The organism is Ruegeria sp. AO1, from assembly GCF_056535985.1.
This window is the reverse complement of sequence record NZ_JBQFJC010000001.1, coordinates 1597300-1623663: the sequence shown is the minus strand read 5'-3', so window position 1 is coordinate 1623663 and position 26364 is coordinate 1597300. Positions and strand designations below refer to the sequence as shown.

Annotated in this window: 24 protein-coding genes; 11 read left to right on the top strand and 13 right to left on the bottom strand. The window is 58.4% G+C overall.

What is annotated here, in order from left to right; genetic code table 11:
- Positions 1-53: 53 nt before the first annotated feature.
- The 3 genes from ACR3FB_RS07975 to ACR3FB_RS07965 form a co-directional block, all read right to left on the bottom strand.
- Positions 54-863, bottom strand: a complete 810-nt coding sequence (locus ACR3FB_RS07975) for a glutamate racemase (protein WP_170373618.1) — start codon at positions 861-863, stop codon at positions 54-56.
- Between the two features lie 7 nt (positions 864-870).
- On the bottom strand, positions 871-1749 hold the full coding sequence (locus tag ACR3FB_RS07970) for a lysophospholipid acyltransferase family protein (RefSeq protein WP_480564867.1): 879 nt from the start codon (positions 1747-1749) through the stop codon (positions 871-873).
- An 80-nt stretch (positions 1750-1829) separates the two neighbouring features.
- Positions 1830-5249, bottom strand: a complete 3420-nt coding sequence (locus ACR3FB_RS07965; protein WP_480564870.1) for an indolepyruvate ferredoxin oxidoreductase family protein — start codon at positions 5247-5249, stop codon at positions 1830-1832.
- Positions 5250-5418: 169 nt separating this feature from the next.
- Here ACR3FB_RS07965 and ACR3FB_RS07960 point away from each other — a divergent pair, with 169 nt between their 5' ends.
- The 5 genes from ACR3FB_RS07960 to grxD all read left to right on the top strand — a co-directional run bounded on the left by ACR3FB_RS07960 (position 5419) and on the right by grxD (position 12224).
- Positions 5419-6327 (top strand): LysR family transcriptional regulator, encoded by a 909-nt coding sequence (locus tag ACR3FB_RS07960; RefSeq protein WP_170373615.1) that lies wholly within the window; start codon positions 5419-5421, stop codon positions 6325-6327.
- A 300-nt stretch (positions 6328-6627) separates the two neighbouring features.
- Positions 6628-8889: a mechanosensitive ion channel family protein gene (locus ACR3FB_RS07955; protein WP_480564873.1), complete on the top strand. Its 2262-nt coding sequence runs from the start codon at positions 6628-6630 to the stop codon at positions 8887-8889.
- Positions 8890-9077: 188 nt separating this feature from the next.
- Complete coding sequence (gene purL / locus ACR3FB_RS07950) at positions 9078-11237, top strand: phosphoribosylformylglycinamidine synthase subunit PurL (protein WP_480564876.1); 2160 nt, start codon at positions 9078-9080, stop codon at positions 11235-11237.
- 138 nt (positions 11238-11375) lie between these two features.
- Positions 11376-11612 carry a BolA/IbaG family iron-sulfur metabolism protein gene (locus ACR3FB_RS07945; protein ID WP_170373612.1) on the top strand — a complete coding sequence of 79 codons (237 nt, stop codon included), beginning with the start codon at positions 11376-11378 and terminating at the stop codon, positions 11610-11612.
- Positions 11613-11861: 249 nt separating this feature from the next.
- The gene (gene grxD, locus ACR3FB_RS07940; protein WP_170458109.1) at positions 11862-12224 is read left to right on the top strand and encodes a Grx4 family monothiol glutaredoxin; all 363 of its coding nucleotides are present in this window, start codon (positions 11862-11864) and stop codon (positions 12222-12224) included.
- Between the two features lie 7 nt (positions 12225-12231).
- Here the strand turns inward: grxD and ACR3FB_RS07935 are convergent, their stop codons facing one another.
- From ACR3FB_RS07935 to ACR3FB_RS07925, 3 genes are read right to left on the bottom strand one after another with little or no spacing between them, the layout of a single operon-like run.
- The gene (locus ACR3FB_RS07935; RefSeq protein ID WP_480564879.1) at positions 12232-12579 is read right to left on the bottom strand and encodes an MliC family protein; all 348 of its coding nucleotides are present in this window, start codon (positions 12577-12579) and stop codon (positions 12232-12234) included.
- Positions 12576-12968 (bottom strand): cell division protein ZapA, encoded by a 393-nt coding sequence (locus ACR3FB_RS07930; protein ID WP_425082715.1) that lies wholly within the window; start codon positions 12966-12968, stop codon positions 12576-12578. The genes ACR3FB_RS07935 and ACR3FB_RS07930 overlap by 4 nt, the downstream gene beginning before the upstream one ends.
- A complete protein-coding gene (locus ACR3FB_RS07925) occupies positions 12968-13819 on the bottom strand; it encodes a hypothetical protein (RefSeq protein ID WP_480564882.1) in 852 nt (283 codons plus the stop codon). Before ACR3FB_RS07925 ends, ACR3FB_RS07930 begins: the two co-directional genes overlap by 1 nt.
- Positions 13820-14055: 236 nt before the next feature.
- Here ACR3FB_RS07925 and tkt point away from each other — a divergent pair, with 236 nt between their 5' ends.
- Positions 14056-16077 (top strand): transketolase, encoded by a 2022-nt coding sequence (gene tkt / locus ACR3FB_RS07920; RefSeq protein WP_480564884.1) that lies wholly within the window; start codon positions 14056-14058, stop codon positions 16075-16077.
- A gap of 50 nt (positions 16078-16127) precedes the next feature.
- Here tkt and ACR3FB_RS07915 read toward each other — a convergent pair whose 3' ends face one another.
- Positions 16128-16928: an acyl-CoA thioesterase gene (locus ACR3FB_RS07915; RefSeq protein ID WP_480564886.1), complete on the bottom strand. Its 801-nt coding sequence runs from the start codon at positions 16926-16928 to the stop codon at positions 16128-16130.
- A 77-nt stretch (positions 16929-17005) separates the two neighbouring features.
- Positions 17006-17977 carry a DUF808 domain-containing protein gene (locus ACR3FB_RS07910; RefSeq protein ID WP_170373605.1) on the bottom strand — a complete coding sequence of 324 codons (972 nt, stop codon included), beginning with the start codon at positions 17975-17977 and terminating at the stop codon, positions 17006-17008.
- 181 nt (positions 17978-18158) lie between these two features.
- Between ACR3FB_RS07910 and gap (ACR3FB_RS07905) the strand changes: the two genes are divergently transcribed.
- From gap (ACR3FB_RS07905) to gap (ACR3FB_RS07895), 3 genes are all read left to right on the top strand, one after another.
- Positions 18159-19160, top strand: a complete 1002-nt coding sequence (gene gap / locus ACR3FB_RS07905; protein WP_480564889.1) for a type I glyceraldehyde-3-phosphate dehydrogenase — start codon at positions 18159-18161, stop codon at positions 19158-19160.
- Positions 19161-19231: 71 nt separating this feature from the next.
- Positions 19232-19375, top strand: a complete 144-nt coding sequence (locus ACR3FB_RS07900) for a hypothetical protein (protein ID WP_170458101.1) — start codon at positions 19232-19234, stop codon at positions 19373-19375.
- An 82-nt stretch (positions 19376-19457) separates the two neighbouring features.
- Positions 19458-20462 carry a type I glyceraldehyde-3-phosphate dehydrogenase gene (gap, locus tag ACR3FB_RS07895; RefSeq protein ID WP_170675977.1) on the top strand — a complete coding sequence of 335 codons (1005 nt, stop codon included), beginning with the start codon at positions 19458-19460 and terminating at the stop codon, positions 20460-20462.
- On the opposite strand, the gene coaD is transcribed toward gap (ACR3FB_RS07895), so the two are convergent.
- From coaD to ACR3FB_RS07880, 3 genes are all read right to left on the bottom strand, one after another.
- The gene (gene coaD / locus ACR3FB_RS07890; protein ID WP_480564892.1) at positions 20454-20945 is read right to left on the bottom strand and encodes a pantetheine-phosphate adenylyltransferase; all 492 of its coding nucleotides are present in this window, start codon (positions 20943-20945) and stop codon (positions 20454-20456) included. The two genes, gap (ACR3FB_RS07895) and coaD, sit on opposite strands and share 9 nt — an antisense overlap.
- An 83-nt stretch (positions 20946-21028) precedes the next feature.
- Positions 21029-21466: a CBS domain-containing protein gene (locus tag ACR3FB_RS07885; protein ID WP_170659465.1), complete on the bottom strand. Its 438-nt coding sequence runs from the start codon at positions 21464-21466 to the stop codon at positions 21029-21031.
- Between the two features lie 60 nt (positions 21467-21526).
- On the bottom strand, positions 21527-22429 hold the full coding sequence (locus tag ACR3FB_RS07880) for a LysR family transcriptional regulator (protein WP_170373599.1): 903 nt from the start codon (positions 22427-22429) through the stop codon (positions 21527-21529).
- Positions 22430-22532: 103 nt separating this feature from the next.
- Between ACR3FB_RS07880 and ACR3FB_RS07875 the strand changes: the two genes are divergently transcribed.
- Both ACR3FB_RS07875 and ACR3FB_RS07870 read left to right on the top strand, forming a co-directional pair.
- On the top strand, positions 22533-24032 hold the full coding sequence (locus ACR3FB_RS07875) for a CoA-acylating methylmalonate-semialdehyde dehydrogenase (RefSeq protein WP_480564895.1): 1500 nt from the start codon (positions 22533-22535) through the stop codon (positions 24030-24032).
- Positions 24033-24234: 202 nt separating this feature from the next.
- Positions 24235-24819 (top strand): L,D-transpeptidase, encoded by a 585-nt coding sequence (locus tag ACR3FB_RS07870; protein ID WP_170638791.1) that lies wholly within the window; start codon positions 24235-24237, stop codon positions 24817-24819.
- Between the two features lie 71 nt (positions 24820-24890).
- Here ACR3FB_RS07870 and ACR3FB_RS07865 read toward each other — a convergent pair whose 3' ends face one another.
- Both ACR3FB_RS07865 and ACR3FB_RS07860 read right to left on the bottom strand, forming a co-directional pair.
- The gene (locus tag ACR3FB_RS07865) at positions 24891-25367 is read right to left on the bottom strand and encodes a fasciclin domain-containing protein (RefSeq protein WP_170373597.1); all 477 of its coding nucleotides are present in this window, start codon (positions 25365-25367) and stop codon (positions 24891-24893) included.
- 71 nt (positions 25368-25438) lie between these two features.
- On the bottom strand, positions 25439-26290 hold the full coding sequence (locus ACR3FB_RS07860) for a class I SAM-dependent methyltransferase (RefSeq protein ID WP_480564898.1): 852 nt from the start codon (positions 26288-26290) through the stop codon (positions 25439-25441).
- Positions 26291-26364 lie beyond the last annotated feature (74 nt).

The window sequence follows — 26364 nt, the reverse complement described above, 5'->3', positions numbered from 1 at the left end:
ACTGTGACGGTCTTGGATTTAGAAAATCGGAGGGGTGGCGTCCTTGACCTAAATCAGGCCGCCTCAAACGAGATTTGTCGTCGGAGGAACTGCGTCGCCCGATCACTGACAAAACCGGGCTTGCCGGTGGTCAGATAGCCACCTTCCCCTTCACCCAGCATGGTCGGGTGGCGTTGAAGATAATCGGCGAGGCTTTCAGCCACCAGATCGCCTTGGCTGAACACCTGAACATCCGCACCCAGAGCGGCCTGAAACGTCTCGGCCATCAAGGGGTAGTGCGTGCATCCCAAGATGGCCGCCTGAGGTTCGGGCATCTTGCGCTTCAACGCATCCACATGGCTGCGCACAAGGGCTTCGGCCAGAATCAAATCGCCGTCTTCAATGGCATCGACCACGCCGCCGCAGGCCTGCGCCTCGACATCCACACCAATCGCGCGGAACGCCAGTTCCCGCTGGAAGGCGCGGCTGGAGACAGTTGCGGGCGTTGCAAACAAGGCCACATGCTTGACCGCCACTTCTCGCGGAGGCGAGTTGTCACCCCATTGCCGCTCGGTCAGCGCCTCGATCAGAGGGACAAAGACGCCCAGAACCCGTTTGCCTTCCGGCACGCCTTCCTCCTGCATCCGACGCAGGGCAGCCGCGCTGGCGGTATTGCAGGCCAGAATCACCAGATTGCAGCCGCGATCCCACAGGTCGTAAACCGCCTTGCGGGTTAGCTGATAGATATCCTCGGCATCGCGCACGCCATACGGCGCATGCGCACTGTCCGCGTAATACAGGAAATCCACGTCGGGCAGCCGTTGCTGCGCGGCGTTCAGGACGGTCAATCCGCCCAAACCGGAATCAAAGATACCTACTGCCATTAGCCCTTCAGGCGCGATGCCGTTCCTCAAATTCATAGCCGTAGTCAAAAGACTTCAGCGGTGTCGGAGACAGCTCATACGTGGCTTTGCGCAGGAAATCCATCATCTTGCGCGTATCCTTGCTGAGTGGGTCCAGAACATCACGGCCAATCGGCTCGCCGATCACAACTCTCACAGGTGTATCGACGCGTTTCTTGAACTCCTTGATCAGCAAACCCATCCGCAGAGTATTGTGCAAATGGCTAGCGATCTGGAATAGACGAGAAGTGTGGCCGTCGAAGAAAACCGGCACCACGGTCGCGTTCGATTTGGCGACCATCCGAGCGGTAAAGCCCCGCCAGCCGGGGTCCATCGGGTGGTCGAACGGCGTAAGGGCCGTGCTGACGGTACCACCTGGAAAAATCCCGATCGCCCCACCGTCGCCGAGATAGTTCAAGGCTGTCTTGCGGGTTTCAAGGTTCAGCTTCATTGCCTCTTTCGTCTCATCAAAAGAGATCGGCAGGATGATGCGGTTCAGATCTTCTGCCTTGCGGAACACGCGATGGGCCAGAATCCGGAAATCGCCACGAGTTTCAGACAGGATATGCCCCATCATCAAACCGTCCAGAATGCCGTAAGGGTGATTGGCAATCAGGATCAGAGGGCCGTCCTTCGGGATATTCGACAGCGCCCCGCCCACAACATCTAGCGTCAAACCGTAGCGTTCGACCATGACATCCCAGAAATCGCGCCCCTTGGCGACGTCTTGTTCGTACCCGTCCGCACGCTTGATCAGGCGCATGCGGCCTGTGGTGTTTTCCATCAGCTTGATGACCATCCGACCGCCCTTGGTTTCGGCGGAATGGGCATAAGAAATGTCTCGAACGACTTGACGGCGCGAGGGCATCTGAGGACTCCGGAACTAACTGCCTGCATTATACGTTAAGCGGAGATTTTGCCTAGCGAAGGTGACAGGTTTGTGACGCCTCATTCCGCCGCAGCACGCATCTCGGGACCACCGCTGCGGATCGTCGCCAGCAGCTCCTCGCGACGCTTGGCAGCTTTGGCTTCGTTTTGCATCAAAACTGGGCCGAAACCGCGGATATCCAGTGGCAAACGGGCCAATGCAACAATCGCCTCCTGCGTGTCTTCCGTTGCCAGAGGCAGTACCTCTTTCATGTCCTGTTCGTACTGTTTGATCAGCGCGCGTTCCATCCGCCGCTCGGCTGAGTAGCCGAAGATATCCAAAGGCGTGCCGCGCAAACTCTTCAACTTGGCCAACAGCTTTAAAGGCCCAAGCATCCATTCCCCAAAGGCGCGCTTTCGCGGTCTGCCATTGCTGCCCTCCCCACCAAAAATCGGCGGGGCCAGGTGGAAGGTCATGTTGAAATCACCGTCGAACTCGGCTGCGGCCTTGTCCCGGCTGGTCAGTAAAAGGCGCGCGACTTCGTATTCATCCTTGTAGGACAACAGCTTGTGATAGCCTTTTGCTACAGCCTCGCGCAGCGTTTCATCTGCTATACCGCCCACCAGCTTGCGGTAGCGTTTCGCCAATCGGGCCGACTGGTAGTCGGTCAGGTGCTGCGCCCGGAAGTCGATCATTTGGTCCAGGGTCTTGGGCAATTCCGAGACGGAAGGTGCCAGTATCGCCTGTGCCTCCTCCGGGTGTAGAACAGCCCAGCGACCCACGTCAAAAGCCCGTTTGTTGCGTTCCACGGCGGTTCCGTTCAGCTCAATCGCGGTCATGATCGCCTCATGACTAACAGGCAGAGTACCGCGCTGCCATGCCGCGCCGAAGACCATCATGTTGGAGTAGATCGAATCGCCCATCACGATCTTGGCCAGATCGGTCGCATCGAACAGGCTCACCCCGTACTTCAGCCGCGCTTGCAGCGCCAGCTCCAACTGGTCGCCCGGAATACGGAATTCTGTATCGCGGGTAAAATCGCCGGTCACCGTGTTGTGGTTGTTGACCACCGCGCCGGTCTGTCCGGCCCGTGTCAGGCCCAGAGTTTTTGCCCCGGCCGAGACCACGAGGTCGCCGCCGATCAGCGCATGCGCCTCGCCGGTTGCGACGCGAATGGCGCTAATATCTTCCGGTCTGTTCGCCAGACGGCAATGGATGTGCACCGCGCCGCCTTTTTGGGCGAGGCCGGCCATCTCCATCATACCCGCGCCTTTGCCGTCAATCTGTGCCGCTTGCGCCAGAATCGCCCCGAGGGTCACAACACCTGTGCCACCAATTCCGGTGATAACCACATTATGCGTACCCTTGATTTGCGGCAGATCAGGCATCGGCAGATCAGGCAGATCAAGCTGTTTGGTCGCCTCTTTCCGGATCTTTGCCCCTTCCAAGGAAACAAAGGACGGACAGAACCCGTTCAGGCACGAGAAATCCTTGTTGCAGCTGGATTGATCAATCGCGCGTTTACGGCCCAGTTCGGTCTCCTTGGGCACGATCGAGACGCAGTTCGACTGCACACCGCAATCGCCGCAGCCTTCACAAATATCGGTATTGATGAAGACGCGCTTGTCCGGGTCCGGGAACTCACCACGCTTGCGGCGACGGCGTTTCTCAGCCGCGCAGGTCTGGACATAGACGATGACCGAGACGCCTTCGATCTCGCGGAACCGATCCTGCACTTTCATCAACTCGGCGCGCTCAAAGCTCTCTACACCCGAAGGCAGAGCCCCAAGGTTCACGTCTTCCTTCTCATCATAGACCAGCGCCACATGCTGCACGCCCATGGCCTTCACCTCGGCCACGATCCGTTCAGCCGTCAAATCACCTTCGTTCCCTTGCCCACCGGTCATCGCAACAGCGTCGTTGTAAAGGATTTTGAAGGTGATGTTTGTGCCCGCCGAAAGCGCCGCCCGGATCGCTTGCACGCCCGAGTGGTTATACGTCCCGTCGCCCAGGTTCTGGAACACGTGATTTGTGGTCGAGAACGGAGCCTCACCAATCCAGTTCGCGCCCTCACCGCCCATTTGGGTGAAGCCAGTGGTCTCACGGTCCATCCACTGCACCATGTAGTGGCACCCGATACCCGCATAGGCACGGCTGCCCTCGGGCACTTTGGTTGAGCTGTTATGCGGACAGCCCGAACAGAAATACGGCAAACGCGTTGCGATTTCTTGTGCGTTGTCAGCCCGTCGCGCCTCGGACAGTTTGGCGAGGCCTGCGCGGACGCCATCCGTATCGCGCCCCTCTTCGATCAGGATGTCACCCAGCTTTTCGGCAATCATGATAGGGTCCAATGCGCCGCGTGTGGGGAACAACTCCTCACGATGCAGCGTTCCGGCGCCGCCCTTGTACCAGCCATAAACGCGGCGACCCCGGCGGTCGTCAAAAATTGCCTCTTTGACCTGCACCTCGATCAGCTTGCGTTTTTCTTCAACGATCACAATCAGGTCCAGACCTTCGGCCCAATCGTGGAACCCGGCCATATCCAGCGGAAAGGTTTGCCCGATCTTGTAAGTTGTGATGCCCAGACGTTCTGCTTCGGCCTCATCAATGTTCAGCAAAGAGAGCGCGTGGGTCAGGTCCAGCCAGTTTTTACCCGCCGCAACGAACCCGATCTTGGCCCCCGGCTTGCCCCAAACACGTTTGTCCAGCTTGTTGACATGCGAGAACGTCTCGGCCGCGAAACGCTTGTAGTCGATTACGCGGGCCTCTTGCAGATGCGGCGTATCACCAAGGCGGATGTTCAACCCACCCTTGGGCATGTCGAACTCGGGAATCACGACGCCCATCCGGTCCGGCCTGCCATCGACGACCGATGTCACCTCAATCGTGTCCTTCATCGTTTTCAGACCAACCCAGACACCCGCGAACCGGCTAAGCGCAAAGCCGTAAATGCCATAGTCCAGAACCTCCTGCACGCCTGCAGGGCTGACCACGGGCATATACATATCGACCAAAGACCATTCCGATTGGTGCAACACGGTCGAGCTTTCGCCTGTGTGGTCATCCCCCATCGCCATCAGCACACCGCCATATTGCGCGGTGCCCGCCATATTGGCGTGACGCATCACATCACCCGACCGGTCAACCCCCGGCCCCTTGCCGTACCAAAGGCCAAACACGCCGTCATACCGGCCATCGCCGCGCAGGCCCGCCTGCTGGCTGCCCCAAAGCGCAGTGGCGGCCAGATCCTCGTTCAAGCCGTATTGAAAGGTCACATCGCTTTCGGTCAGATAGCGCTGGGCGCGCATCATCTGCTGATCCACCGCACCCAGAGGTGAGCCACGATAGCCGGTCACCAGTCCGGCGGTGTTCAACCCGGCCCGTTGATCGCGGGCCTTCTGCATCAGCATCAGACGCACAAGCGCCTGCGTTCCGTTCAAAAGAACGGGTGATTTCTCAAGATCGAAGCGGTCGTTCAGCGTTATGTGTGGCTGACTCATCAGACGTCTCCCCTCGTCAGATCAGTGTGCTTTATATTCACGCATTTTAGGTCATAATTATTGACCTGTATAGCCACTATCCCCTGAATTCCAAGGATTTCATGGTTTGATTGTGGAACTTGTTACCTATTTCATATAGGGCTTCACGAGGATAACGAAAGTTGCGGCGATGGATTGGGACAAGCTTAGAATATTTCACGCGGTGGCCGATGCCGGTAGCCTGACCCATGCGGGGGACAGGCTCAATTTATCTCAATCCGCCGTGAGTCGTCAGATCCGCGCGCTGGAAGAATCGCTCGATGCAACCCTGTTTCACCGCCACGCACGCGGTCTGATTCTAACCGAACAGGGTGAGTTGCTGTTTGATGCAACCTCGGCCATGTCCAAACGTTTGGACGCCGCCGCCGCCCGCATCCGCGACAGCGAAGAGGAAGTGTTCGGCGTCCTGCGCGTGACCACCACATTCGGCTTCGGCACCCTGTGGCTCGCCCCACGCCTGCCTAAGCTCTACGAACAGTACCCCGATTTGAACATCGACCTGATGCTCGAGGAACGTGTTCTGGATCTGCCCATGCGTGAGGCCGATGTCGCCATCCGCATGAAGGAGCCCAGCCAGGCCGATCTGATCCGTAAACGCCTGATGACCGTTCAGATGAAGCTCTATGCCACGCAGGAGTATCTGGAATCCCATGGCGGGATGCTGAAATCGCTCGAAGAGATCAAGGAACACCGTCTGATCAGCCAGACCCCTTCTGCCCCGCAAGTGGGCGCAAGTGCGGCGATGGTGCGTCATCTGATGACCTTCAATCCGGGGTCCCTGCTGACAGTGAACAATTATTTCGGCGTGCTTCAGGGCGTATTGCACAACCTGGGAATTGGCGTCCTGCCCGACTACGTGACGCAGGACTTCCCGCACCTCGTTCCGATCTTGTCGGAAATTGAAAACGCGGACGTTCCCGTATACCTCGCTTATCCGGAAGAATTGCGCCATTCCAAGCGGGTCGGAGCGTTCCGCGACTTCGTTCAGGACGAGATCATCGCGCAACGCAAACAACTGAAAATGATGGGTAAACTCTAGCTATGCACTCGCAGCATAGCAGCAATGCTGAACGATCAGATTAAAACTTCTTGAACGTTCACAAACCGACCCCTAAATGAGCACTCGAAGGCGGTGATGCTGAAACGCTCATCATCTTCATACCTCCCTGTTGGACTATGGCCGAGCTTAGTGCTCGGCCTTTTTTTTTGGGCTTCTCCCGGATTCATTTTTTAGTTTTGCCCAAACTCACCGTCCAGAGCGATGAAATTTCTGGGAAAATCTCCGACACCTGCCTATGATCTGAAAAAAAGTTCAAAATTCGTGTTCGAGGACAGAACCATGATAAGCCCCCTCCGCCTTCTGGCGGCGATTTGTTCACTATTTTTACTGGTCGGACCCCTGCATGCCCAAGTTGCAGGCACGTCGACCTCCAGCGCGCCTGCCACCGTCGATATCCCCGAGGACCTCACGCCCGAACAAGTGGACGATCTGGTCGCCCGTATGTCGGATGATCAGGTCCGCTCAATCCTGTTAGAGCGTCTGGACGCAGTGGCCGAGAAAAACGCAGCCGCTGCAGAGGATCGCGAGGATCCGATTACCGAGTTGAATGAAGTCTGGAGCGAAATGGTCGCCTCGTGGACGCATGTCATAACGACCGTCCCCAATCTCTTCAGCGCGCAAGCCACCGCCATCAAGAACTTTGCGACCACGTTCACTTCATATGGTGCGTTGGTTCTGATGGGGCTGGTTGCAAGTGTTCTGGTTGTGGGCTTCATCGCGGAAAAACTGTTCGAGATTCTGACCCGCCGCTGGCATGTCCAGACCGAGGCCGAAGCCGAAGGCGATCTCTGGGGCGCTGCCCGCTATCTTTTCGGTCGTTTCTGTCGGGAAATCGCGGGGCTTGTAGTTTTTTACGTGGTCATCCGCGCGGTTGGGCGTGGCCTGCTGACGCCCGAGCAAATCACCTATGCCGGGCCGTTTGTGTTCTACCTGATCTGGGTGCCACGGCTGGGTGCCGCCGCCTCGCGCTTTGTGCTGGCGCCGAACAAACCCCATTACCGTCTGGTCAATATCGACGATCACTGGGCCAAATACCTTCATCGCAACCTGATCGGGTTGCTGATCCTGATCGGTTTCACCCTTTTCCTGCTACACTTCAACAGCCTGAACGGCATCACGGGTGATGATACGCGTATCGGCTTCTGGCTGAACGCAGGCATTCACATTTATATCGGCCTGATCGCGTGGAAAGCGCGCGAAGGTCTGTCGCAGATGATGCTGGGAACTGACCCGGACCACACCAAGTTCGACGAGGAAGTGGCACATTATTACCCCTACTTCGCCATCGCGGTCTCGGCAGCGACTTGGCTGCTGGTCGAGTTCCTGGTGGCTCAGCGCAACCCGGCATCGCTGGCTCTGCTGGTTCAGGGCGCGCATTTCACGACCATGTTCTGGCTGTTGATCGCCCCGGCGCTCGACACACTGATCCGAGGGCTTGTCCGGCATCTGCAACCGCCGATGCAGGGCGAAGGTTCGGTGGCTGAACGCGCCTATAAGTCAACCAAGCGCAGCTACATCCGTATCGGTCGGGTTCTGGCGGGCATTCTTGTCATCTTGATGATCGCCAATGCCTGGGATCTCGATCTGCAGGAAATCGCTGGTGGAGACGCGGATTCAGGCAGCAAACTGGTGCAGTTCTTCATCATCATCGCCGTCGGCTACATCCTCAATGAGGTCGTCTCGCTCTGGATCAACCGCCGACTGGCGAAAGAGATGACCGCCGCGCAAAGCCCGGACGAAGAAGCTGGCGAAGGCGGCGGTGCTGGTGGCTCGCGTCTGGCAACGGTTCTACCGCTGCTGCGCGTAACGGCTCAGGTGGCGATTGCCGTGATCTTCGTTTTGCTGGCACTCGGCGCCCTTGGGCTGGATATCACACCGCTTCTGGCTGGTGCCGGTATCCTGGGTCTGGCCATCGGTTTCGGTGCGCAAAAACTGGTGTCTGACATCGTTGGCGGCATTTTCTTCCTGATCGACGATGCCTTCCGCGTGGGTGAGTATGTCGATGTGGGTGGCACCACCGGCACGGTCGAGAAGATCTCGATCCGCTCTATGCAGCTGCGCCACCATCGCGGTCCGGTTCACACTATCCCCTATGGTGAGATTCAGAAGCTGACCAATTACAGCCGCGACTGGGTCATCATGAAGCTAAAATTCACCGTGCCTTTCGACACCGATCCCAACAAGGTGAAGAAGATCTTCAAGAAGATCGGTGCCGAGATGATGGAGGACGAGACCCACAAGGATGGCTTCCTGCAGCCGTTCAAATCTCAGGGCGTGTTCGACTTTGACGATGTTGGCATGATCATCCGGGGCAAGTTCATGGCCAAACCCGGCAAACAGTTCACGCTGCGCAAAGAGATCTTCAACCGGGTCAAGGCGGCCTTCAAGGAGAACGGCATCGACTTCGCCCGCCGCGAAGTGCGCGTTGCCATACCCGGTCTGGATGACGCTGAACACCTGAGTGAAGACCAGAAAGCAGCCGTTGGCGCCGCCGCTGGAGCGGTCGCGCAGCAAGCGCAGCAACAAGACCAACAGAAGTAAACTCACCCGGCACGCGGCTGTCTCTGTCGCGTGCCGGTACCTCATTTGAGGCTCTGTACGATCCGCACAATTTGCACCTTTGTCCGGTTTGCAACAGGACAGCGCGCGGAAAGTGCCTTTTCTCTTCCCCCCGGCGGTCCCTTCCCCTAAAAGGCGCCAAACATTGCCATCTCGGGGACCGAAACAGGATGCAAGAGCCAGCCATCACACCTGATCTGATTGCCGCCCACGGGTTGAAGCCCGAGGAATACGACATGATCCTCGAGATCATCGGGCGTGAGCCGAGTTTCACCGAGCTTGGCATTTTTTCGGCCATGTGGAACGAGCATTGCTCTTATAAATCCTCCAAGAAATGGCTGCGCACCCTGCCTACATCCGGACCTCAGGTGATCTGCGGCCCGGGTGAGAATGCGGGCGTGGTCGATATCGGCGACGGGCAAGCCGTTGTTTTCAAGATGGAAAGCCACAACCACCCGTCTTACATCGAACCCTATCAGGGTGCGGCAACCGGCGTTGGCGGCATTCTGCGCGACGTCTTCACCATGGGCGCGCGCCCGATCGCCTCGATGAACGCCCTGTCCTTTGGTGAGCCCGGCCACCACAAGACCCGCCAGTTGGTCAACGGCGTGGTCGAAGGTATCGGCGGCTACGGCAACTGCTTCGGCGTGCCCTGCGTCGGTGGCGAGGTCCGCTTCCACCCGGCCTATAACGGCAACTGCCTTGTGAACGCCTTTGCCGCAGGTTTGGCGGACAGCGACAAAATCTTCTACTCGGCGGCCTCTGGCGTCGGCATGCCCGTCGTTTACCTCGGTGCCAAAACAGGACGTGACGGCGTGGGCGGTGCGACCATGGCCTCGGCCGAATTCGACGATACCATCGAAGAGAAACGCCCCACCGTTCAGGTCGGCGACCCCTTCACCGAAAAGCGCCTAATGGAGGCCACGCTGGAGCTGATGAAAACCGGCGCCGTGATTTCGATCCAGGACATGGGCGCGGCAGGCCTTACCTGCTCAGCCGTTGAGATGGGCGACAAAGGTGGTCTGGGTGTCCGTCTGGACCTTGAAAACGTACCGCAGCGCGAAGAGAATATGACAGCCTACGAGATGATGCTGTCTGAGTCTCAGGAACGCATGCTGATGGTTCTGAAGCCCGAGCTTGAGGCCGAAGCCCGCGCCGTATTTGAAAAGTGGGATCTCGACTTTGCCATCGTCGGCGAAACCATCGCCGAAGACCGTTTCCTGATTATGCACAATGGTGAGGTGAAGGCTGATCTGGTCCTGTCGAAACTCTCGTCGACCGCGCCGGAATATGACCGCCCATGGGTTGCGACGCCCGAGGCTGCGGAATTGGCCGACGTGCCGCAGATCGACCCGATTGACGGTCTGCGCGCCCTGCTCTCTTCGCCCAACTATGCGGGCAAGCAGTGGGTTTATGAGCAGTATGATACCATGGTCATGGCTGACAGCGCCCGTACGCCGGGTCTGGGTGCCGGTATGGTGCGTGTTCACGGCACCGATAAGGTACTTGCCTTCACTTCAGACGTGACACCGCGCTATGTCCGCGCCAACCCGATCGAAGGCGGCAAGCAAGCGGTGGCCGAGGCTTATCGTAACCTGACCGCTGTCGGGGCCAAGCCGCTGGCCACAACCGACAACTTGAATTTCGGCAACCCCGAAAAGCCCGAGATCATGGGCCAGTTCGTCGGCGCAATCCAAGGCATCGGAGCCGCCGTTGGCGCGCTGGATGTGCCCATCGTGTCCGGCAACGTCTCGCTCTATAACGAGACCGACGGTCAGGCGATCCTGCCCACCCCGACCATTGGCGCTGTTGGCCTGCTCAACCACACTGATGAGATCATCGGAAACGAGGTGCGCGAAGGCCACGTGGCCCTTGTGATCGGTGAAACCAAAGGCCATCTGGGCCAATCCGCCCTTCTGGCAGAGGTGTTCAACCGTGAAGAAGGCGACGCACCCCATGTGGATCTTGAGGCCGAGAAACGTAACGGCGACTTCATCCGCGCCAACCGCGAGATGATCAAGGCCTGTACCGACCTAAGCGACGGCGGCCTGGCGCTTGCCGCGTTTGAACTGGCCGAAGCAGCGGGCGTCGGCGTTCACCTCGACGATGCCTCGACCGAGGTTCTGTTCGGCGAAGATCAGGCCCGATATCTGGTCGCCTGCAACTTTGATCAGGCCGAAGCACTGATGATTGCCGCAGGTCAGGCCGGCGTCCCATTGACCTCGGTTGGCCGTTTCACCGGCGATAGCGTGAAGATTGGCAATTCCGAGGCCCCTCTGGCCGAATTGACTGAGGTTTTCCGCCAGAGCTTTGCCACCGCGGTCGCCTGACCTCGCTTCTGGTTCTGCAAAGGAATAGTCCCGCGCCCTGATCGGTGCGGGATTTGCATATCTGAAAGACCTTCCACATCTTGCACGCGCCTTCCCATCGCTCTACATCTTGGGAAAGACCTTCAGGAGTAAGCCTAGATGCCAATGAGCGCCCACGAGATTGAAACCCTGCTGCGCGAGAGCTTTCCCAACGCGGAAATTCAGGTTGGCGGCAGCGATGGCGTTCACATGTCCGCCATGGTCGTGGACGAGAGCTTTCGCGGCAAGAACCGCGTCCAGCAACAGCGCGCTGTTTATGCGGCCCTGAAAGGCAAAATGGACGGCCCGGACGGTGACCTGCACGCGCTGGCGCTGACCACCAAAGTGCCGGAGTAGGATGGAACATGCGATTGTAATCTCAATTGCGGTTTCCGTCTTTGTTCTGCTCATCACTCTGTTGGCGCGGAACAAATCAAAGACTGGGCGCAAGACGAGGCGTGGATCGCCGCCCGGACAGGGATAACACCTCCTATATTCCTCCTATCAATCACATGACGCTACAATTAGCTCGGCAGAGACCCATATCCCCAAGGATACGCAAGATTACGCCAAAGCTATGATGCCGAAGAGCAAAGGAAACGCGAAATGACCGACGTGAAGACCCAGATCGACGAAACCGTCAAAGCCAATGACGTGGTGCTGTATATGAAAGGCACCAAAGAGATGCCTCAGTGCGGTTTCTCATCCCGTGTGGCAGGTGTGCTGAACTACATGGGCGTGGACTATGCCGATGTGAATGTTCTGGCCGACGAAGCAGTCCGTCAGGGTATCAAGGACTATTCGGACTGGCCGACAGTGCCGCAGCTTTATGTCAAAGGCGAATTTGTCGGTGGTTGCGATATCATCACTGAAATGACCCTGTCGGGTGAATTGGACACGTTGTTTGACGAAAATGGTGTCGGCTACAACAAGGACGCAGCCGACAAAATCCGTGAGGCCAACGCCTGATCCGGCCTTAACGGCTGGAACAATCCTGAAAAATGACCTGCTCACTGGCGGCGTTTGTCGCCAGGAAGCTTACTGTGGCATTCCACCCTTTTGACCGCAGGATATAGGTTCCGTTCGTATCCACCGATTCGTACCGAATGCCCGAGCCGCCCTCGACCTGACGCATCGCTACCAAAGAATTGTCGACCATCGTTGCCGCGGCGCCCGAGCCGTCCGATGCGTTGAAATAGGTCACTGGCAACGGAATACCGTTCTCGCAGTTGAACGTCACCGTCAGTATGTCGATCTCGGCAATTGCCTTGGATGCACATACAAGGGCCACGGCCCCGCAGATCAAGCCGCATGCTCGTTTCATTTTGCTTTGTCCTCGATATCTGATGCCAGGGCTTCTGCCCGTGCGGCCAGTTCGGCCAGTGTATCCGTGACCGAAGGCGGCACGACAGCGACTTCGATCCGTTCGGGTTCAGGTGCCGGCGCGCTGCGTAGCGTTTGAAGCTCGGCCTCGGTTTCGGCCAGCTTCGCCTCAAGCGCTTTGACTTTGTCATCAGTCGCGGCTGTTTTATCCGCCAACATTAGACCGGCCATCAACAACATGCGGGATTCGGGCATACGCCCAATCTGATCCGAAAGCACCTGCGCTTCGTCATCCAGCATTTTCGCGGCGGCCTGCAGAAAACTTTCTTCCCCGTCCTGACAAGACACGTCAAACCCGCGCCCGCCGATATGAATGGTCACTTCGGGCATTACTCAACCTCACCTTCTGCCAGTTTCGCCTGCGATAGCAGAGGCTCAAGGCGCGCTAGAACGGCCCGAGCCTCGGCCGCATCGGTCGCTTGGGCCGCTCGCGTTGCTTCCAACTCCGCCACAGTCGCCTGATTCAATAGCTCTGCATCCTGAACCCCCTCTTGCGCCGCAGCGCGCAGGGCATCAACCGAGTTGCGGAGTTGTTCATTTGCCTGCCGCATTCTCTGCAGGTCGTCATCAAGACGTGACATGGCAGCCCCGTGGCTTGCACGCTCAGCCCTCAGCATCTCCAGCTCCGCGTTCAGCTCGGCCACCCTTTCGCTATCGGCCAATTCGGCCCGCAAACGGCTATTTTCGGCCTCGATGTCTCCAGCCCGCAAAATAGCAGCCCTCATCTCTTCAATCTCGGCCCGCAGCGCGGCCGGGTCTTCGTGACCTTCCAGATCGGCACGCAATTGCGCGTTTTCGGCTTTCAGAGCGTCCAGTTCTTCTGTGTTTTCCAGTGCCGCCTTCGCCTCAGCCAGTTCCGCCCGCGCAGCCTCGACCGCTGAAAGCTTGGTCGCAGCTTCGGCCAACTCAGCCCGCAGCGCGTCGACATCGGCCGTAGGCTCTGGAGCAGCACGCAGCGCCTCCATATCGGCGCGCATACCGTCAACTTCCTGCTCGTGGCGTTCCTTTAACGAAGTCAGGCGCTCTTGCAGCTGTGCGTTGGCAACACGTTCATCGTCCAGCGCCGCTTGCAACCCTTCATCTGCATCGCCCGCTGGCGCGTTTTGCAGTGCGGTCACGCCTGTGCCAATACGCTCCATCGCGGCGAGAATGCGTTGCTGTAACTCTTCAATCTGGCTCATGCCCCTGTCACCTCTTAACCAAGGTTCATTCTGTTGCCGAACCGTCCGAATCAAGAATCGGTCCCGCTTGGCCCCAGTCTAACGGAATGTGACGGAAAATACCCACTGTTTGGTTTCAAAGGCTTGGACAGCTCTCTTCAACCGGTGCGACCTTGTTTCGCCCGGTTCTGCTTGCACTTTGAGGGCTGAATGCTATTGAGCGCGCAATCTGCTTCAAACCCAAAGGAACAACGCCCGTGGACCTGACTGCGCTGCGCAATGCAAACCCCGAACACTGGGACAAAGCTGCGGCCATCCGCACCCTGACCCTTGACGCCGTCGCTGCCGCCAATTCCGGCCATTCCGGTATGCCAATGGGCATGGCCGATGTTGCGACCGTCCTGTTCGAAAAGCACCTGAAATTCGACGCCTCGGCCCCGAACTGGCCCGACCGCGACCGGTTCATTTTGTCGGCGGGCCACGGCTCGATGCTGATCTATTCGCTGCTTTATCTCACCGGCCACGCGGATGTGACGCTGGACGAGATCAAGAGCTTCCGTCAACTGGGCGCGAAAACTGCGGGTCACCCGGAGAACTTCCTGGTCGACGGAATTGAAACAACAACTGGTCCTCTGGGTCAGGGCATCTCAAACGCTGTGGGCTTTGCCATGGCCGAGGAGATCCAGCGCGCGCATTACGGCAAGAAGATCGTTGATCACTACACCTACGTGATCGCAGGCGACGGCTGCCTGATGGAAGGCGTCAGCCAAGAAGCGATCACTCTGGCCGGTCGTCATGAGCTGGGCAAGCTGATCGTCTTCTGGGACGATAACAACATCACCATCGACGGAACTGTGGACATTGCCGATCGCACTGACCAGGTGCGCCGTTTTGCCGCCTCTGGCTGGCATGTTATCGAGATCGACGGCCATGATCCGCAAGCCATCGACGCGGCGATCACGCAGGCGAAAAAGTCGAAAAAGCCTTCGATGATTGCCTGCAAAAGCCACATCGCTCTGGGTCACGCCGCACAAGACACCTCGAAAGGTCATGGCGCGCTGACAGATCAGGAGCAGCTGAAAGCCGCCAAAGAAGGCTATGGCTGGCCGCATGACGCGTTCGAAATCCCTGCCAACGTGAAATCCGCTTGGGAAGCCATCGGTGCCCGTGGCGCCGCCGAGCGCGCGGAATGGGAAGAGCGTTTCGCGCAAATTTCGGAGCGTAAACAGGCCGAGTTCAACCGCGCCTATGCGTTTGAAGCGCCAAAGAAACTGGCCGGTGCGATCCGTTCATTCAAGAAACAGATGTCGGAAGATCAGCCCAAGCTGGCCACCCGCGCCTCTTCCGAAAAGGTTCTGAACGTTGTGAACCCGATCATGACAGAGACCGTTGGCGGCTCGGCCGACTTGACCGGTTCGAACAATACCAAATCGGCTGATATGGGTGTGTTCCTGCCGGAAAACCGCAAGGGTCGCTACATCCACTATGGTATCCGCGAACACGGCATGGCCGCGGCGATGAACGGCATGGCGCTGCACGGTGGCATCCGTCCCTATGGTGGCACCTTCATGGCCTTCACCGACTATGCGCGCCCGTCCATGCGTCTGGCGGCGCTGATGAAAATCCCGTCGGTTTTCGTGATGACCCATGACTCGATCGGTCTGGGTGAAGACGGCCCGACCCACCAGCCGGTCGAGCATCTTGCGATCAGCCGCGCGACTCCGAACACCTATGTGTTCCGCCCCGCTGACACCGTTGAAACCGCCGAAGCCTGGGAACTGGCGCTGACCTTCAAGGACAGCCCCTCGGTCCTGTCGCTGACCCGTCAGGGCGTACCGACCGTTCGTAAGGATCACAAAGCCAAGAACCTGACCGCTCAGGGCGCCTACGTTCTGGCGGAAGCCGAGAGCAAGCGTCAGGCGATCCTGATCGCCACGGGCTCTGAGGTTTCGCTGGCGATGGAAGCTAAAGCGATGCTTGAAGCCGAAGGCATCGGCACCCGCGTCGTCTCCATGCCGTGCATGGAACTGTTCGCCGAACAAGACGAAGCCTACCGCAAACGCGTTCTGCCCGCCGGTGCTGTCCGCATAGGAATCGAAGCGGCCGTGCGCGCCGGTGGTTGGGATCGCTGGTTGCTGGGTGAGCGTGGTCGTGAAGCCAAGGCAGGTTTCATCGGCATGTCGAGCTTTGGTGCCTCTGCCCCGGCTGGCGAGCTGTACAAGCATTTCGGCATCACCGCCGAGGCCACCGTTGCCAAGGTCAAAGAATTGCTGGGCTAAAACATCCTGCCACAAAATGAAAAGCCCCGGTCCACACCGGGGCTTTTTTCTTAGACAAAGATGATCACAGACTGCATTCCCTCCACGATCAAATCGCCTTCTGTGTTCCAAACGCGCATGACCTGCGAACTATAGCCATCGCGGCCTGCAGTCAGTTGATGCTCCAGTAAAAACCAACCGTCGCGTGTTTGAAAATCCTCGGACAACACGTTGAAAATCCAGTTCATTGACGAATTTGGCCCGGGTTTCTTTAGCGTGGGGTAGATAGCTGGCGGTGGCAGGTCAGCGATTGAAATCAACCCCTCCGTCCTATTCCACATCCGAGGATCGTTGTGTCGGGCCCAAAGGCGCAGATACCCGCGATCTGCCCCCATGAAAGGCAATTCACCCTCGACCTTTCTGACGTCAAAGTTTGTAAGGAAAGGTATCGGCGGTCGTGGCAAATCTGGAGAGAAATAATACTCCGTCATCTCGGGCGAATCTGCGGGCTTGGCCGGGCAGTCGAACGCGACATGGCTGTCTTGCGCGCGGCCAAAGGAAAATGTCGCTTGCGCCGCAACACTGCCACCGATTTCGGCAAGAGCGTTGATGGTCGTTACATTGCGCCCCTCGCGCAAGATTTCCGTTCTGACTTGCGGCGGATCGCTAATCGGCGCCGTGAAATTGACCAGCGCCGATCTAAGGGGCGGTAGATCGGCGTGCCGATTGTAAACCGTTGACAACATTAAGGCTGACGAAAACCCACCGAATGTTGTGCGGCCTTGCTTCCAGTTCTGCGGTATTGGGTAGCTGAGGCAATCGTCTTGCGCCTTAGCGGCGCTGAGGACATCGAACAGGGATGGCTCGGACATGGGAATTCCACTTAACTATTGTCATGTCGAGGATAATCTGACCGCAGAGAGAAGCCAGTAGGACCTGACGTCATCGCCTAGTGTTCTTTGGAAGAACCTGAAAATGCTCCCATCACGGGCCCAATGACTTTGGTTGCCAGGGGGATCAAGACCATCCCCCAGGCCAGACCAAAGATGCCGTCCATCGTCGCCTTGGCGATCCACTCCGCCGCGGCCTCCCATTGCGCCGAGACCGAATGACCAACCGCATAAGCCCAGTCATGGATATGATGCCCAAGCCAGCCAAAGCCCAGAACCTCCATCCCGTGGATGACGATGGACCCGCCCACCCACAGCATGGCCGCCGTTCCGACGATCGACAGGGTTTTCATCACCGTGGGCATGGCCTTGACCAATCCGCGCCCCAGACCTCGGCCCACCGGCGTCGGAGCGTTTCCGGCCAGATACAGCCCGACATCGTCCATCTTCACGATCAAGGCGACCGAGCCATAAACGGCCACAGTCACCCCAAGCCCGACAACGGCCAAAGTCGCCGCTTGCATCCACACATTCGGGGCCTCAATCGCGGCCAGCGCAATGGTCATGATCTCAGCCGACAGGATGAAATCCGTCTTGATTGCGCCCTTGACCTTCTGTTCTTCAAGATGGCCCGGATCACGCACATCCATGTCCTTTTCGATGGCGTGGCTACCATGCGGGAACAGAACATGGAAAATTTTCTCGGCCCCTTCAAAACACAGATATGACCCACCCAGCATCAGCAAAGGTGTGATCAGCCACGGCGCAAAATTCGCAAGCAACAAGGCGACTGGTAGTAGCAGAATGAGTTTGTTGAAAACCGACCCACGGGCAATGCGCCAAATGATCGGCAACTCACGCGCGGGCGCGAAGCCCTGTACGTATTTCGGCGTAACCGCAGCGTCGTCGATAATCACCCCGGCCGTTTTGGCCCCCGCCTTGCCTGCGGCTGCCACTACATCATCCACCGAGGCCGCAGCCACCTTGGCAATCCCCGCCACATCATCCAAAAGGGCCAACAGTCCGCTCATCGCGTGTCCTTTCCTGTCACCTGCCGCAACCGGACCCTACCCGATCCAACAGCTAGCGCAAGCGTTAGCGCAATCTGTCCAGGTTTGCGCTAACACCTTAAAAATATACCGCTTTTGCCCTTTTGAGATTCCAGTTTCAAGGCTATATGGCCTCAAACGCAAGCGCATTTGGAGACGTCACATGACCATCAAGGTCGGTATCAATGGTTTTGGCCGCATTGGCCGCTGTACCCTGTCGCACATTGCCGCCTCGGGCCGCAACGACATCGAAGTGATCAAAGTCAACGCCACCGGCCCGCTCGAAACATCGGCGCATCTGCTGAAGTATGACAGCATTCACGGCCGTTTCCCGCGCGAAGTATCGATTGAAGGCGACACCATGGATCTGGGCCGAGGCCCGATGCAGATGTTCTCGACCTACGACATGAACGAACTGGATTGGGAAGGCTGCGACGTCGTTTTGGAATGCACCGGCAAGTTCAACGACGGCACCAAGGCAAAAACCCACTTGGATCGCGGCGCGCGAAAGGTTCTGCTGTCGGCCCCCGGCAAGAATGTCGACAAGACCATCGTGTTCGGCGTGAACCACAACACCCTGACCGCGAATGACAACATGGTCTCGAACGGCTCCTGCACCACCAACTGCCTTGCTCCGCTTGCCAAGGTTCTGGACGAAGGTGTTGGCATCGAACACGGTATCATGACCACCATCCACGCCTATACCGGCGACCAGCCAACACTGGACCGTCGCCACAGCGACCTGTACCGCGCTCGCGCGGCGGCGATGTCAATGATCCCGACCTCGACCGGTGCAGCTGCTGCCTTGGGCGAGGTTCTGCCCAACTTGAAAGGCCGTCTGGACGGCTCGGCGATCCGCGTCCCTACTCCGAATGTTTCGGCCGTAGACCTGAGCTTCCGCGCTTCGCGCGATGTGACCGTCGAAGAGGTCAACGCAATCGTTGAAGAGGCCGCAAAAGGCCCGATGCAGCGCGTCCTGGGCTATGAGCTCGCGCCGCTGGTCTCGACCGATTTCAACCATACCGAGGAAAGCTCGATCTTTGCTCCTGACCAGACCCGCGTGGTCGACAACCGCATGGTCCGCGTTTTGGCGTGGTATGACAACGAATGGGGCTTCTCGGTTCGTATGGCCGATGTCGCCGTTGCCATGGGGCGCCTTAACTGATTTCCCCATGATCGCTTGAACAGCTTCGCCCGCTCAGGTTATCTGAGCGGGCGTTTTTGTTCGGGGCCCTCATGACAAATCAAATCGCCATCTGGCTGGCGCTGCTGATCCTTGGCGCAATCATGCTGGACTATGCCCTGTTTGGGACCGAGCATTTTCTGTTCCTCGGCAAGAAACTTTACGACTTTCTCGACTGGCTCGCCTTCTGGCGCTGAGCAAGGTTTTACTTGACTTTCTCGTCGATCTCGCTTTGTTAGCGCTAACTCATTTCGAGCAGAGACTCTGACGGAGCAGGACATGACACTTAAACTGGCCATTAACGGATTTGGACGTATCGGACGCGGCGTTTTGCGCGCGGTTATGGAGTCGGGACGGACCGACGTAGAAATCGTTGCGATCAACGATCTAGCCAAGCCGGAAATGAACGCCCACCTGTTCGAATTTGACAGCGTTCATGGCCGCTACTCCAAACCTGTCACACTGTCCGAGGCCGGTCTCGACGTCGGTGCGGGTCCGATCCGACTGACGAGCGAACGCGATCCCGAAGCGTTGGACTGGTCGGATGTCGATGTCGTGCTAGAATGCACTGGCGTATTCCGGACCCGGGAAGCGGCTGAGCGTCACCTGAAGAACGGCTCCAAGAAGGTTCTGATCTCGGCCCCGGCCCGTGGAGACGGCGGCGTCAAGACGATCGTGTTTGGCGTGAACGATTCCGAACTGACCGCCGAGGACACGATCGTGTCTAACGCCTCATGCACAACCAACTGCCTGTCGCCTGTTGCTGCGGCGCTGGATGCCGGGTTGGGGATCGTGCATGGAAACATGACCACCGTTCACGCCTATACCGCAAGCCAGCCGGTGCATGACACCGCAGGTAAAGACCCCTACTTGTCGCGCGCGGCAGCTCTGTCGATGATTCCGACAACCACTGGTGCTGCTGCAGCCGTGGGGCTGGTTCTTCCTCAGCTGGCGGGCAAACTGACCGGTCAGGCGATCCGCGTGCCGACCCCAAATGTTTCGGTGGTTGATCTGGTGGCCGAGGTGTCGCGCCCGACGACCGAGGAGGAGGTCAACGCCCTGTTTGTTGAGGCCGCCGCCAAAATCCCTGGCGTGCTGGCCGCAGAAAATCGACCGCTGATCTCGATCGATTTCAACCACGATGCCCATAGCTCGACCGTGTCGCTGGCGGAGACCAAGGTCACAGATGGCACGCTGGTGCGCGTGCTGGCATGGTATGACAACGAATGGGGTTTCTCGAACCGGATGCTGGACACAGCAGCCGCGATGGGCGCGTTATCCTAACCGCTCTTTAAGGGCCACATTCACGCGGGGCGTGACGAATTTCGACACGTCCCCGCCTAATCGCGCGATCTCTTTCACCAGTTTCGAAGCAATGGCCTGATGCCGCGCTTCGGCCATCAGGAACACGGTCTCGATGGAATCGTCCAGAGCCCGGTTCATGCCAACCATCTGGAATTCATACTCAAAATCCGCGACGGCCCGCAGCCCACGCACGATAACCTGCGCGCCCACATCCCGCGCGCAGTCGATCAGCAGGTTCTCGAACGGATGCGCCACGATCTGGGTTCCGGTCTGTTCCGACAGATGCGCGCATTCCACCTCAATCATGGCAACGCGTTCTTCCAGTGAAAACAGAGGCCCCTTGTCACGGTTGATGGCCACGCCGATCACCAGTTTGTCTACCAGCGCCGAGGCCCGACGGATGATGTCGATATGCCCCAAGGTGATCGGGTCAAAAGTTCCGGGATAAAGGCCAACCCGCATCACGCTCTCCTGCGTTCAAAAAAACTCGGCGACAGCAAACACAATCATGCTGCAGGCGCAAGAGGGCGTTTTGCCCTGCCCCCTCAATGCCCCATGATCATGCCCTGCAGGGCGTCTTTTTCCATCGCAAGCTCGGTCAGTTGCGCCTTGACCACGTCCCCGAGGGTGACGATGCCGACCAGCTTGCCATCCTCGACAATCGGCATGTGGCGGAACCGGCCTTCGGTCATGCGGGCCAGGATATCTTCGACCGATTCCTGACGTGTCGCCGTGATCAGGTCCTTGGTCATATAGCTATCGACCGATTGGTTAAGGCACCCGCTGCCGCTGGCCGCCAGTTCTCGGACGATGTCGCGTTCGGACAGGATACCGACGGCCGTGCTGCCTCCGTCCTCTGAGACAACAACTGTACCGATGCGTCTTTCCGCCAGTATCTTCGCCGCCTCGGACACAGTCGCGGATGGAGCGACGGTCACCACCTCATCAGTGGCTTTGGATGTCAGAATGGCTTGAACGAGCATAAAAAAACCTCCGGCAATAACGTACTGTTTTCCAAAGCGTTGCCGGAATGGTCATGTGTGTCAAGTTCCGGCTTCCGCCTCAAGCCGTGCAACTTCGTCGCGAATCCCACGGGTCAATGCCTGCGCAAAGCGGTTGAGGCGTTCGTTTCGCTGATCGCCTTGATGCCGAACCAAATGAAAACTGCGGGTCAGACTGACCTGATCGGTCAACAACCTGCGCAGGTTCGGATGAAACGGAAGCGTGAAGTCATGCGCAACGCAGATCCCCGCCCCAAGCGCCGCCTGACGCAACTGAACAGGTACCGAGTTCGATGCAAGCGCCACCCGGTCGATCCCCAGATCGTTGAGGTAGTCCAACTCGCGATCGAAGATCATATCCGGGATATAGCCGATCAAACGGTGGGCTTTCAGGTCCTCGACTGTCTGGATCGGGGCGTGCCGGTCCAGATAGTCCTGCGCTGCAACCAGATGCAGTTTATAGTCGCTGACCTTTTGCACCAGCAGTTTGCCTGCGGTCGGAGAGCTGACCGTGACAGCCATATCCGCCTCACGCCGCGACAAGTTAATGATCCTCGGCAGCGCCAGGATCTGAATATCCAAATCTGGATTGGCATCGCTGATCTTCGCGCAGACCTGAGGCAACAGGTAGTTCGCTGAGCCGTCCGGAGCACCGATCCGAATCTGACCACTCAGCGACTCGGTCGACCCAACCACTGCGCCAGCGGCAGCGCGCATCGCCTCTTCGGCTTGCAGGCCGTGATCCAGCAGGCGTTCCCCGGCGGTTGTCAGAATGTAGCCTTGTTGCGACTTGGTGAAAAGCTGCGCGTCCAAGCTGCCCTCTAACCGTGCGATCCTCCGGCCAACGGTAGCGGGGTCGATCTTGAGGATCCGCCCCGCCGACGACAGGCTTTCCTCACGCGCGACGGCGAGAAAAACGCGCATATCATCCCAATTTGGCGTCATCCCACCCCTCTTGCATTTTTGCAAAGCTCTTTTGAGACATTGCCTCTGTTCAGGTTATTTCTGCAAGCCTATTCTGCGCGCAAACATATCGGAGGAGTTTGCAATGCAAGATCTGACTCATTTCATCAATGGCGAGAACGTGGCCGGAACCTCGGGCCGTTTTGATGACGTTTTCAATCCGGCAACGGGTGAAGTTCAGTACAAATGCCCAATGGCAAGTGCGGCCGAAACCACCGCCGCGATCGAGGCCGCCGCAGCCGCACAACCCGCATGGGGCGCGACCAACCCGCAGAAGCGCGCGCGCGTCATGATGGCCATGGTCGGCCTGATGAACCGCGACATGGACAAGCTGGCCGAAGCGCTGAGCCGTGAGCATGGCAAGACCATCCCTGACGCCAAGGGCGACCTGCAACGTGGTCTGGAGGTGATCGAATATTGCATCGGCGCACCACAAATGCTGAAGGGTGAATTCACCGACAGCGCAGGTCCCGGTATCGACATGTACTCGATGCGTCAGCCTCTGGGCGTTGTCGGTTCGATCATGCCGTTCAACTTCCCGGCGATGATGCCGCTGTGGCATGTTGGTCCGGCACTGGCCTGCGGCAACGCCGTAGTTCTGAAACCTTCCGAGCGTGACCCCTCGGTTCCGTTGATGCTGGCCGAACTGTTCATGGAGGCCGGTCTGCCCAAGGGCGTCTTCCAGGTCGTCAATGGCGACAAAGAGGCCGTGGACACAATCCTCGACAGCGAAATCATTCAGGGCGTCAGCTTTGTCGGCTCGACCCCGATTGCGCAATACATCTACAGCCGCGCGACGGCCAATGGGAAACGTGCGCAGTGTTTCGGTGGTGCCAAGAACCACATGATCGTCATGCCCGACGCGGATCTGGACCAAGCCGCAGACGCGCTGGTCGGCGCAGGCTTCGGCGCGGCGGGCGAACGCTGCATGGCGATCTCGGTTGCCGTTCCTGTGGGCGAAGAAACAGCGGACCGTTTGATCGAGAAGCTGATCCCGCGCGTCGAAAAGCTGAAAGTCGGCCCTTACACTGCCGGAGACGACGTAGACATGGGCCCCGTTGTGACCGGTGCTGCGAAAGAGCGCATCCTCGGCCTGATCAACTCGGGCGTTGAGCAAGGCGCGAAGCTGGTCGTCGACAACCGCGATTTCAGCCTGCAGGGCTATGAAGACGGTTTCTTCGTCGGCCCGCACCTGTTCGACCACGTGACGCCTGACATGGATATCTACAAGCAGGAAATCTTCGGCCCGGTTCTGTCGACCGTTCGCGCGGGCTCCTACGAAGAGGCAATCGGTCTGGCGATGGACCATGAATACGGCAACGGCACCGCGATCTTCACGCGCGATGGCGACACTGCACGTGACTTCGCGAGCCGGATCAACATCGGCATGGTTGGCATCAACGTCCCGATCCCGGTTCCGCTGGCCTACCACACCTTTGGCGGCTGGAAGAAATCCATGTTCGGTGACCTGAACCAGCATGGCCCGGACAGCTTCAAGTTCTACACCCGCACCAAGACTGTCACGGCCCGCTGGCCGTCGGGCATCAAGGAAGGTGGCGAGTTCAACTTCAAAGCGATGGACTGATCCAAAGTCAAATCTGTTCAAACCCGGCCGCTCTGGCCGGGTTTTTCATTGGCAGGGTTCCGCCAAAAGCCTCCAAAACCCGGATTCTCACGATAAATTCAAGCCGTATGGGCTAGCCATTGGCGAGGCTGGCAAATATTTTCGGCGCAACTATATATTCGAGCAGATTGAACCTCCGGAGGTCGCCTTGCCCAAATTCAACATGACTCGCCGTTCGGCCCTTTTGGGGGCTGCATCCGTTCTGGCCACCCCTGCCCTTGTCCGCGCGCAAAGCTCCGATGCGTTCCCGCAAAGCGAAGACGCTATCAGCACGCAACTGCCGGTACGCCGAAATGTCTCGTCGTTCTCGCAGCAGAACTGGCAAGACCATTTTGATCAGTTGGGTGCGGGCTGCCTGTTGGCCGACATCACCAGCCGCGCGGTTCACTATTGGGGACCGGACGGGACGTATAAACTGTATCCCAGCTCGGTTCCGATGAGTGAAGAGCTGACCAGGCGCGGTTACACCAAGGTCGTCCGCAAGGCCGAAAACCCGACATGGACACCGACCGCCTCAATGCGGGAACGCGATCCGTCTCTGCCCGTGCGGATGGAGGGTGGTGACCCCGGCAACCCGCTAGGCACGCGCGCGATGTATCTGGGCTGGCCAGCTTATCTGGTCCATGGAACCCACGACACCCGCAAGATCGGACGGCAGAGTTCCTCCGGCTGTATAGGCCTTTACAACCAACATGTGGAAGAGCTGTACCCGCTGGTCCAAATCGGTACGCAGGTACGTTTGGTCTGAGGTTCAAAACCCAGGAACAGCAAAGCCCCGGCCATCAGGACCGGGGCTTTTTGTTTAGCGGGGCGCCAAGGTTATTCGGGCAGAATAACCTCATCGACCACATGGATAACGCCATTGCTGGCTTCGATGTCGGCCTGCACCACATCAGCGCCATTCACGCGGACGCCATTTTTAGCGTTGACGCTCAGGCGATCGCCCTGAACGGTCAGAACCTTCGCGCGCTTGCCCGCGATATCACCCGACATCACTTTGGCAGGTACAACGTGGTAGGTCAGAATCTCAACCAGTTTGTCCTTGTTTTCCGGCAGCAGCAGGCTTTCCACCGTGCCTTCGGGCAGAGCAGCAAACGCCTCATCTGTCGGTGCAAAAACGGTGAACGGGCCGTTGCCCTTCAGAGTGTCGACCAGACCGGCAGCCTGAACGGCTGCGACCAGTGTGGTGAACGATCCCGCAGATACGGCGGTGTCAACGATGTCAGCAGCCTGAGCCTTGATCGGCATGGCAAGTGCAACGGCGGCGGCAGCGCCCATCAATGTGCGACGAAACATGGCTGTCTTCTCCTCTCCAGCTTGTTATGGAAAGGGGTACGGCGCATGCTTCGCGCCGGATCACTTTGGGATTACCGGTTTTTGATCTGCACCCAGATACTCTGCGCCCGGCCATCGTTCAGAAACGGCAGCGCTGCGCAGGCATCGGGGCGGTCCTGTTGCAGGTAGTAGCCCGGCCAAAGCATTGAAAACGCGTCGGATTGCAGCAAAGCGTGCAGCATGTACTGCTCACCCCAACCGGGGCAATCATAGAAGAACCGCTTTGGATATTCGTAGGGCAAAAAAACGTCATGCACGTGGATGACAACGCCCGGTTTCAGCGTCGGGATGATGCGGCAGAACAGATGCGCGACGTCATTGCTCATCCTGACAACATGGCTGGAGTCGATGAACAGAACGTCCCCGGCCTCAAGCTGTTCGAACAGAGCCGGATCGACCTCCTCAAGCCGTTTTTGCTCGAACGTATCGACCACATGGGCGATATCCGCCCGCGGAAACGGGTCGATGGCTGTGATCTGCGTGTCCAACCCTCCGTCAAGGATGGCTTGCCGCGTCACGCGAGTTGAGTTGCCGCAACCGACCTCGATCACGCGTTTCGGTTTGAACCTGCGGATCATCAGATACAGAGCGTCGGCATCGGGGCTGTCATAATAGCCGTTGCCCAGCCGGTAACCGGTCTGGTTCCGGGCCGGGTCCTTGAGGGCCTCCAGCGCATCCTTGTGTTGGCCGTATTCGGCGACCAGTTCTGCGATGTCGACACCTTCCATACCCGGTGACAGCGCGTAAGCGGGGCGCTCCAGCCCGCCTGCCCGCTCGAAGGCCTCAAGCCGGGCACGTTCGTCCTGTTCGGTCACCTTGTCGACCAGCTTCACCCCCAGCTCATCAAGGGCTGCGTTGATCTGTGGGAATTTTCTGGGTTTCACGAGGCCAGCTCCGTTATCGCATTGCTGTCCGTTCCTTAGCGCTGCTTGTGGTCGCTCTGCAAGCCGCCCCACGG